Annotated in this window: 8 protein-coding genes; 4 read left to right on the top strand and 4 right to left on the bottom strand. The window is 61.9% G+C overall.

The genetic code is table 11. The features are described from left to right. Nucleotides 1-1715, bottom strand: a 1715-nt coding sequence (locus tag EOA27_RS11305; RefSeq protein ID WP_127256185.1) for a methanol/ethanol family PQQ-dependent dehydrogenase, incomplete at its 3' end; no start/stop codon positions are given. Continuing rightward, on the bottom strand, nt 1712-2434 hold the full coding sequence (locus EOA27_RS11300) for a heme-binding protein (protein ID WP_126081317.1): 723 nt from the start codon (nt 2432-2434) through the stop codon (nt 1712-1714). The genes EOA27_RS11300 and EOA27_RS11305, both read right to left, overlap by 4 nt. Nucleotides 2435-2492: 58 nt before the next feature. On the opposite strand from EOA27_RS11300, the gene EOA27_RS40600 reads away from it, so the two are divergent. Continuing rightward, nucleotides 2493-2663 carry a hypothetical protein gene (locus EOA27_RS40600; RefSeq protein WP_189343073.1) on the top strand — a complete coding sequence of 57 codons (171 nt, stop codon included), beginning with the start codon at nt 2493-2495 and terminating at the stop codon, nt 2661-2663. A 168-nt stretch (nt 2664-2831) separates the two neighbouring features. After that, nucleotides 2832-3884: a hypothetical protein gene (locus tag EOA27_RS11295; RefSeq protein ID WP_126081318.1), complete on the top strand. Its 1053-nt coding sequence runs from the start codon at nt 2832-2834 to the stop codon at nt 3882-3884. Nucleotides 3885-3893: 9 nt separating this feature from the next. Here the strand turns inward: EOA27_RS11295 and EOA27_RS11290 are convergent, their stop codons facing one another. Next, on the bottom strand, nt 3894-4169 hold the full coding sequence (locus EOA27_RS11290; RefSeq protein ID WP_126081319.1) for a helix-turn-helix transcriptional regulator: 276 nt from the start codon (nt 4167-4169) through the stop codon (nt 3894-3896). Between the two features lie 140 nt (nt 4170-4309). On the opposite strand from EOA27_RS11290, the gene EOA27_RS40595 reads away from it, so the two are divergent. Together EOA27_RS40595 and EOA27_RS11285 are read left to right on the top strand one after the other, a co-directional pair. Further along, complete coding sequence (locus EOA27_RS40595; RefSeq protein ID WP_167507968.1) at nt 4310-4462, top strand: hypothetical protein; 153 nt, start codon at nt 4310-4312, stop codon at nt 4460-4462. 1028 nt (nt 4463-5490) lie between these two features. Beyond that, entirely contained in the window at nt 5491-8313 is a 2823-nt protein-coding gene (locus tag EOA27_RS11285; RefSeq protein WP_281059407.1) for a winged helix-turn-helix domain-containing protein, read from the top strand. On the opposite strand, the gene EOA27_RS11280 is transcribed toward EOA27_RS11285, so the two are convergent. After that, nucleotides 8242-8841: NAD(P)-binding domain-containing protein (locus EOA27_RS11280; protein WP_245491066.1), on the bottom strand; the 600-nt coding region annotated here is incomplete at its 5' end. The two genes, EOA27_RS11285 and EOA27_RS11280, sit on opposite strands and share 72 nt — an antisense overlap.

Below are 8841 nucleotides of genomic sequence, written 5' to 3'. Positions count from 1 at the left end.
ACATATTGGTGGCCATCCGGGCCACGATAGGTGATGGGTTGACCGATGATGCCGGACGAGGTCTTGAACTGCCAGAGCAGGTCGCCGGTCTTGGCGCTCACCGCCTTGAACCAGCCTTCCATCGTCCCATAGAAAACCACGTCGCCAGCGGTCACGACCGCACCGCTCCACACCGGGAAATTCTCCTTGAGGCTCCAGGCTGGTTTCTCGGCGGCGATATCCCAGGCGGTGAAGGCGCCGCGGTTGCCGCCCGGCCCGGGAATCATGCGCACGTTCATTCCGACATAAGGCGTGCCGGCGATGTAGTTCACCTCGACGCCTTCTTCGTCCATGCACAGATTGTTGTGCGGGATGTAGAGCAGGCCGGTCCTCGGCGAAAAGGCCGAAGGCTGCCAGTCCTTGAGGCCCGAGGCGGTCGGACAGATGTCGCGGATGACCTTGCCGGTACCCGTCAGCTTGTCCGGATTTTCCATCAATCTGCCAGTCTTGAGATCGACGCCCTTGCTGGAATTGACGGGGCCATAAGGTTTTGCAGACAGGACCTCGCCGGTGGCGCGATCAAGCACGTAGAGATAGCCGTTGCGTTCCGGGCGGACCAGCACCTTGCGCGGCTTGCCCTGCCAGTTCATGTCGAGCAGGACCTGCTCATTGATGCCGTCATAATCGTGGAGATCGTGCGGGGTCCATTGATAGAACCATTTCGCCGCTCCGGTGTCGGGGTCGCGCGCGAAGATTCCCGATGTCCATTTGTTGTCGCCAGGCCGCAGGTCGGGATTCCACGGGCCGGGATTACCGGTGCCGTGGAAGATCAGGTTGAGGTCGGGATCGTAGGAAATCCAGCCCCACATGTTGCCGCCGCCGATCTTCCACGCCTCCGGCGGCCATGTCGTGACGCCAAGGTCCTTGCCCTTGTCCATGTCGTAATGCGGCTTGAAGTCCGGGCCGATCAGCACGTCCTTGTCGGGCCCGGTATTGTAAGCCGTCCACACGACATGACCGTCGCCGGCGTCGAGCGCCTTGACCCAGCCGCGCACGCCCATCTCGCCACCGGAATTGCCGACCAGCACTTTGCCTTTCACCACGAGCGGCGCCATGGTGATGGTCTCGCCGATATTGATGTTGCCGATATGAGCGTTCCAGATCGGCTGGCCGCTGTTCGCGTCGAGCGCGATGGTGTGGCCGTCCAGCGTGTTGAAGAAGACGCGCCCGTCCGCGAAGGCTGCGCCGCGGTTGACGACGTCGCAGCACGCGACCCCTTGCGCGGCCGGCTCGGGGTTGGGCTCGTATTTCCATTTTATCGGCGCGCCGGGCTTGGAGAGGTCGAGCGCGTAGACGATGTTCGGAAAGGGCGTGACGATATACATCGTGTTGCCGACGACCAGCGGCGCCGCTTCCTGGCCCTTGTTCACTCCGGTCGAGAAGGTGAAGGCGACCTGCAGGTTCTTGACGTTGCCTTCGTTGATTTCCGCGAGCTCGCTAAAGCGCGTCGAGGCGTAGTTCTTGGCCGGCATCGTCCATTGCCCGTCATCGGGCGGCGCGGCCGCGGCAGGCGGAGAAATCGCCGGTGCTGGCGGAGGCTGTGAAGCGGCCATCAGCAACGTAGCGCAGGCCAGCAGCAGGGTCGGAAAGATGCTTGGAGAATATCTTCGGAGTGCCGACGGGTAGCCGGCCAGTGAGGCGTGATCCCTGGATCGTGCTGGGTGCGCTTGCTTCATTTGGGCGTCGAACCTCCGACGCCGGAACCGATTTCCGCCGCGATGTCGGCCTCGTGGCCGGCACAAAGCGGATGCCCCCAGCCGGAGGCGCTTTTCCCGCCGGGATCGAGATCGTAGATGATGGCGTCCTTTCGGTTGGGATTGACGCCCGCCGGGACCTTGTCGAAGCCAAGGGCTGCGCGCACGCGCCAGGCGATATTGTGATCGGCGCAGGAGGAATCGCCACTGACACCGAGGCCGCCGACAATTGTTTTGCCGTCGTAAAGTGCCAGGCCCCCGCCAAACACGACGACGCCTCCGATCGGCTTGCCGATCAGCGGGTCACTGGCGCTGCCAAACGTCTTGGGGTCGCCTGCGTAAGCCGCTGCTTCGTTGACGGGGTTGGTCGCCTGCAGGCCGAACAGCGGCCCACCGGGCTGCACCCCGGCAAAGAGGTTGGCTGTCGAAAGCGCCATGTTCGCAAGGCTAAGCCCATTGGCCGTGTTCGCTTTCTCGGCCGCGATTAACCGGCTGCCCGGCCACTGCGCATCAACCGTGGGTCCACTGAAGGCGACCGCGCAGACGGTGCCGTCGCGAGCTACGATCGCTGCCCATTCATTGGTCTCGAAGCCGCCATTCGCGGGGCCGCCGCTCGCCTTGACATTGGCCTTCAAGGCCGAGAGCAGCTTGTCGTGATCGGCCGGGCAGGGCGCCTGGGCCCGAGCAGTGCCTTGCTGCATCGAGCTAAACGCCAAGACAAGCAGGCCCAGAGCTAGTGGCAAGAACCGACGATGAGACATGATCAGAAAACGCTTGTTGATGTTACTGAACTGGCAATCGGCTGCTTTGTTCCTCGAACATCGCGAAGGGTTGCACCGGCGAGGTTTGCTGGCCGAGGCTGCCGGATCGGAAGAGGATCGGACGGCGCCGAATCCGCAGCAGATCGCTTCGTCCCATCACGCTGTTTGATACGCACGCCCGTTTGTAACTGTCGCCGGTTTGCGATCTTGCCGGCTCCGGGGCCGAGATGATCGATCGGCGGCTCGGAGAGCTTTACCCCCTTCGGCTTCCCTGCGAGTCCGATGCAGCAGGAGGCCAGGGTTTCTGAACACAAGTCCGGTCTGGGCGTTACAGGAGATGTTCGTCGATATCCTGCAATTCGTCGTCGGAGCCCTTGTGGTCTGGTTCACGCTTCGCGATGTCTTTGACACCGTCGTTGTGCCGGGCGAGAGCCGGGCGTCCCTGCGTCTCGCAAGCCGGATGGTGTTCGCCGGCTTGTTCGGGCTGCGCCATACGCGCAAGGCCGGCGCCGCCATTCCGGCGGCGTTCGCGCCTTTCGTGCTGGTAGCGTCCTTCACCGGCTGGATGCTGCTTCTCATTTTCGGTTTCGGGCTGATGGTGGCTGCTCTGAGCGGTTGGTACCGGCCCGCGGTGCCGACCTTCTCCCAGTCGGTGTTCGTTGCCGGAAGCAGCCTGGTGACGGTTGGCCTGAGCGAGACGGACGCGACCGGTCCTGCCCGTTGGGTCAACATCGCGGCGGGATTCTGCGGTCTGTCGGTCATGACGATGGCCGTCACCTACCTGCTTCAGGTGCAGACCAGCATCGGCAGGCGTGACTCCGGCATCCTCAAGATCACCACAGCGTCAGGCGATCCGCCGTCCGCGGTGGCGCTGCTGGAGCGCTATGCTTCACTCGGTTGCAAGGATGAGCTGGAACAGGTGCTCGTAAAGGGCAGAGATTGGTGCGCAGAGGTGCTGCAGAGCCATGCATCGCACCCATTCCTGATCTATTTCCGGTCTTTGGAAACTGGTGCGGGGTGGCCTGCCACTCTCGCGGCGTTGTTGGACCTTGCTGCCGTCATCGAGGCGATCGATGAGCCCAAACTGCGCGGCAAGGCTGTTCTGCTGCGTGAGGAAGGCACCCACCTTGCAGACGAGCTGAGCAAGCTGCTTCGGCTCGACATCGACCGCCCAACAACCGATAGAGAGGTGCTGCAGCAGGTTCTGGAACGTGCGGCAAGGGCAGGCTACGGAACCCCAAAACCGAATGGCTTGGGGCGACTGGCATCGCTCAGGGAATGCTATACCCCAACAGTCGAGGCATTGTCGCGTCATCTGGGCAGTCCGCCTGCGCCCCTTCTGCCGAACAACCGCAGTTTGTCACGCGAAGAACTGGCGCAGCTTCCTTGACCTGTGTGGTCACATTTCGCTGTTGCCGATTATCCCGGCTTCGCCCCCGGCGAGATTGGTGGCGTGCGGAGCTTTCGAAGTGTGCAAGCGCACGACAGGCTTGCCGGAGCTGTCCTGTCCAAAGAACGCGACGCCGGCGGCCTGCAATACCTGGCGCATGGCAAGCAGTTTTTCCGCCGAGGGCACCCGACCTCCGCGCTCGAATTCGCGAATGCTCGCTTCGCTCAAGTCGCATTTTGCCCCAAGCCGCACCCGCGGCCAGTTCAACAAGGTTCGGGCGGCCATTACCTGCTCTGGCGTTAGAGGAGCCACCAAACATCTCCACTGCTTCTTGATCGTGTCTCGAACTGAAAGTTCAAGAACATGTTCCCTTGCCCCCAAAAATCGCAGGCGAAATGCCCCTCCGACCGCTGCCCCTTGGAACAATGATGATCACCTTCCGTTCGGTGGCGATGAAACAGCTTCTCTCAGATTTCGCGGCAATGGCGCAGCCGGGTTATTGGATTGCCCTCGGACTTCTTGTCATCCCTTACGGAGTGGGCGTGTTTTTCCTTGTGAGGGTTTGCCACTGTATGTGAGCGCGTGCGTGGCGCGATCATGAGCCCGGGCCTCGACGTTGGTTGGCGGGTTTTCTTGTTGCAACTCGGAACAAGCTGCAGTTTGCCATGTTGAGAAGGTCTGCGACTGTCCCCCTCAAGCGGTCGCAGAATGGTGGAAACACCGGCCCGCGTCCTCGCCGAGGGGCGCGGGTTTCCCCTTTTTCAGGCCACGCCGGAACCAACCGGCACGGTTGGCGGTCCCTCTCGCGCGAAACCGGGGGAACGAGTGCATGCTTAGATTTCTGATCGCCCTGGCCGCGGTGTATGCTGCCATCAGACTTGGCAGGGATGTCGGATGCGGTGAGGCTCGGACGTTGTTCAACGGCCCGGTGGACTACACTTCATGAATATCTAAGTTCGTGAAATAATTGGTTTATTAGGAAAATAGCTGGCGGAGAGAGCATCTTTCGAATAACCACCTAACTGGTTGAGACTGTTGGAATTTTTTTTGTCGCCCGTTGCCCAGTTTGTTACACAGCCAAGGATGGCCGTTTTGCGCCCTATAGCAGACATTCACAGGCGTCTCTGAACTCGGTCACCCGGCCTCACACGGCGCCAGATCCACTTCGCAAAGTGAACATTTCGACCCTGCACGCGGCCCACAGCCTCACCATGTCGCGCACGGGGATCGGTTTTTATAGCTTCGCGACATCCGCCAGATCGGCGGCGATCGCTTCGGCGCCAGTGGCAAATGCGAACGGCACACCGCGTGACCTAGCAAATGCACGATCGAACATCGACCCGGACGATGCTCGCGTCGAGTTGAGCAAGGGACGTAGGGCCCCCTTCTCAGGACGTCGTTGCTGATCGAGTGGCTTGCACACGACGCCTAAACGCGCTCATTTGAAAGTGTTACTAGCAATGACAGTCGCGGTTGTACCTTGCGGCACGACTGTCGAAGCGCGAGGCGCAGTCGCTTGGGCACTGATTCAGATCGCAGGACGCTGTCATTTGGCCCCTTTTACTTGCTTCCTGCGCGGGAGCTGCTGGTACGCGGGGCTCAACCTGTGCGGATTGGTAGCCGCGCCTTGGGGATCCTTGTCGCGATGGCCGAACGAGCTGGCGAAGTCGTCAGCAAGAGGGAGCTGTTCGATATCGTTTGGCCCAACACGGCTGTCGAGGAGAGTAGTCTCAGGGTCCATGTCGCTGCCCTGCGTAAAGCGCTTGGCGACGGCGAAGGCGATAACCGGTACATCGCCACCATTCCCGGCCGTGGCTATCGCTTCGTCGCGCCAGTCGCAACAACCGGAGAGCCGGTGCCTCGCCAAATAGACGCCGCCGCACGACCGCGAAGCGACGGGAAAGTGGTCGCCGGAATTCGCATCTTCGGCCGTGACGACTTCGTGGCCTCGCTGAACGCCCTTTTGTGCGAACGGCGCCTTGTCAGCGTGGTCGGTCCGGGAGGAATGGGGAAGACGTCCGTCGCACTGGCTGTCACGGAATCTGTCGCGACGCGTTACTCCGATGGGGCATATATTGTCGAACTTGCGCGCTTGGTTGACCCACGACTCGTCCCTACTGCGCTCGCCACGGCACTGGGCAAGCCGGTCCGCTCCAAAGACGCGACCCCCGAGCTTCTCGAGTTCCTCCAGAATAAACACATGCTGATCGTGCTCGATAATTGTGAGCATCTTATCGACGCGGCGGCTGAACTGGCAGAACGGATCACCCAAAACACGTCACAAGTCAGCGTCCTGGCCACGAGCCGCGAGCCCCTTCGCGCTCTCGGCGAGACCGTGGCACGATTGCCGTCGCTCGAGTTCCCGACCCGGCTGGAAGGCCTCACGACGGCCGAGGCGCTCAGCTTTCCGGCCACGCAACTCTTTGTCGATCGTGCGAAGGCGACGCGAAGCGATTTCGAACTCGATGATTCGACGGTGCCATTTGCCGCCGACATATGTCGTCGCCTCGACGGAATTCCGCTTGCTATCGAGCTCGCGGCTGGCCGAGTCGATGCATTTGGCATGCGAGAACTTGCATCTTTGTTAGACGAACGATTTCGCGTGCTGAACCGCGGCAGGCGAACGGCGCTACCGCGTCAGCAGACCTTGAGCGCAACTTTTGATTGGAGCTATGAACTGCTGTCGGAAAGCGAGCAAACCGTCCTGAGGCGTCTGTCGGTCTTCGTCGGAGCCGTGACGATGACGCCGGCGGTTGCCGTTGCGGCCGGCAGCGACCATTCCTCGTCCGATACGGCGGCTGTGATTGCAGGCCTGGTATCGAAGTCGCTGGTGGCAGCCGACACCAGCGGTACGGTGACCCAATACAGGTTGCTAGAATCGACTCGAAGCTACGCTCGCGAGAAGTTGACCGAGGCAGGCGAAAGCTCCGCCTCGGCGCGTCGCCACGCATCCTACTACGCCGCGCTTCTTGATCGGGCGCATTCCGAGTTTTTCAGCAGGCCGCTAGCCGAGTGGATGGCCGAGTACAGCAGCTGCATCGACAACGTCCACGTTGCCATTGATTGGGCTCTATCGCCTGATGGCGACGGTGATGTCGGCGTGGCGCTCACTGCCAACGCCGTTCCGCTGTGGACTCGCCTGACCCTCCTCGAGGAATGCCGAACTCGCGTCGAACGCGCTCTCTCAGTCTTGAGTCCCGATGTCGCTCGCGGAGGCAAGCGCGAGATGCAGCTCTTCGCAGCATTTGCGGCGGCCTCGACCCTTACCAAGGGGCCGGGACCGGAATCGGAACTGGCCTGGTCAGCGACGCTCCAAATCGCTGAGCGGATCGGCGACATCGACTATCAGCTCCGTGCACTATGGGGCACCTGGATTGGCCATCACACCGGCGAGAGCCAGGCTAGGGCCCTCGAGGCGGCGCGCAAGTTCAGGGACGTCGCGGCGCTGTCGTCGGATGTTGCCGATCCCGTCGTGGGCGATCGGATCATTGGAACGGTCCTCTGGGCTCAGGGAGAACTGCAGGCCGCTCGCAGCACGATGGAACAGGTCCTTCGCTCATATGTGGCTCCGTCCGATCGTTCGCACCTGATCCGCTTCCAATTCGATCAACGGGTCACGGCCTATTCGGCATTGTCTCTGACGCTTTGGCTTCAGGGTTTGCCCGAGCAGGCAATGAAAATAGTCGAGACCAGTGCGCAACTGGCACAAAACCTTGCCCACGATCCTTCGATATTTCATGCGACCGCATTGTCGGGTTGCCGGGTCGCGCTCCTGGCGGGCGACAGGCCTTCCGCCGATAGGCTGCTGGCCTTGCTGCAGGGTGCGGTAGCGCGGCAAGTCAGCTACGGCGTCTGGATTCGAGCCTACCGGGGCGAGATCATGATCCGCGACGGCGATCCTGAAGCTGGTTCGCGTTTATTGGAGGTGGCTCTCACCGAGCTCCCGAAAGCGGCCTTTCACGCTCACTACGCGTCGCTTCGGGCCGCCCTGGCGCAGGGTCTCGCCGCTGCGGGCCGGGCTGATGATGCGGCGACAGTGATCGAGCATGCACTCGCACTCGCCGAACGCTCGGGGGACGTTTGGTATTTTCCGGAGTTGCTGCGCGTCAAAGGCGAGTTTTTGGCCGCACGACGGGCACCCGATGCGGCCGAGGAGACTTTTCTACTTTCCCTGGACTGGGCCCGGCGGCAAGGGGCGCTTGCCTGGGAGCTCCGCACGGGCATCAGCCTGGCGCGTCTTTTGGCGGAACAGGGCAGGATCGCTGTGGCGCACGCGTTCCTGTCTGAGTTGCGGGCAAAATTCACGGAGGGATTCGAGACGGTCGATCTCGTCGAAGCCGCACAGCTGCTCACGCGGCTAGAAGACAGTCGACGGGCCGATACTGATGAGATTGAGACCGACAAGAGCACCCGAGGGAAACTGCTGTAACCTGCCGCCTTCGGAGAGTCGGCCGAGATCGATGCCGGCCAGGCCCAGATGCGCGATCATCCTGCCGATCACCGCCTTGGCACGCGCATGGTCGCCAGAAAAGAAGATGACACGCCGTCCAGTCGCCGCCTCCGGGGACATCAGCAGCAACTGAGGCGGCAGCGTGTTGAAGGCCTTTACCAGTCGTGCGCCCGGGACGAGGTGGGATACAATCTCGCTGGAGTTCCTGGCCAGGAAATCGGGGAGTGCGGCGGTAGGCATGTCGGGGTTCGTTGCATCGATCACGATCCTGCCGTCCCAATCGGGCACTTCCAGTAGCGCCACGGCAAGCTGGGACCATGGTACGGCGAGCACGACGATTTCTTCTTGCGCCGCCTCGGTCACGCTAGCGGCGACGGCTAGGTCCCCGAGTTCCCTTGCAAAATCTTGAAGGGTTGACCTTCCTCCTTTGTTGCTGACAACCGCCACCATGCCGGCCCCCACTGCGAGGCGCGCGATGGCTGAGCCGAGCCGCCCACAGCCAATGAT

The sequence above is a fragment of the Mesorhizobium sp. M2A.F.Ca.ET.037.01.1.1 genome (genome assembly GCF_003998075.1).
Lineage (GTDB): Bacteria > Pseudomonadota > Alphaproteobacteria > Rhizobiales > Rhizobiaceae > Mesorhizobium.
The sequence above is the reverse complement of the archived record's forward strand: the minus strand, read 5'-3'. Positions and strand labels throughout refer to the sequence as shown.

What these genes read in the sequence shown, in the direction of transcription:
- EOA27_RS11300 (WP_126081317.1), bottom strand. Translation starts at nt 2,434, where the DNA reads ATGCAGCAAGGCACTGCTCGGGCCCAGGCGCCCTGCCCGGCCGATCAC.
- EOA27_RS40600 (WP_189343073.1), top strand. Translation starts at nt 2,493, where the DNA reads ATGATCAGAAAACGCTTGTTGATGTTACTGAACTGGCAATCGGCTGCT.
- EOA27_RS11295 (WP_126081318.1), top strand. Translation starts at nt 2,832, where the DNA reads ATGTTCGTCGATATCCTGCAATTCGTCGTCGGAGCCCTTGTGGTCTGG.
- EOA27_RS11290 (WP_126081319.1), bottom strand. Translation starts at nt 4,169, where the DNA reads ATGGCCGCCCGAACCTTGTTGAACTGGCCGCGGGTGCGGCTTGGGGCA.
- EOA27_RS40595 (WP_167507968.1), top strand. Translation starts at nt 4,310, where the DNA reads ATGATGATCACCTTCCGTTCGGTGGCGATGAAACAGCTTCTCTCAGAT.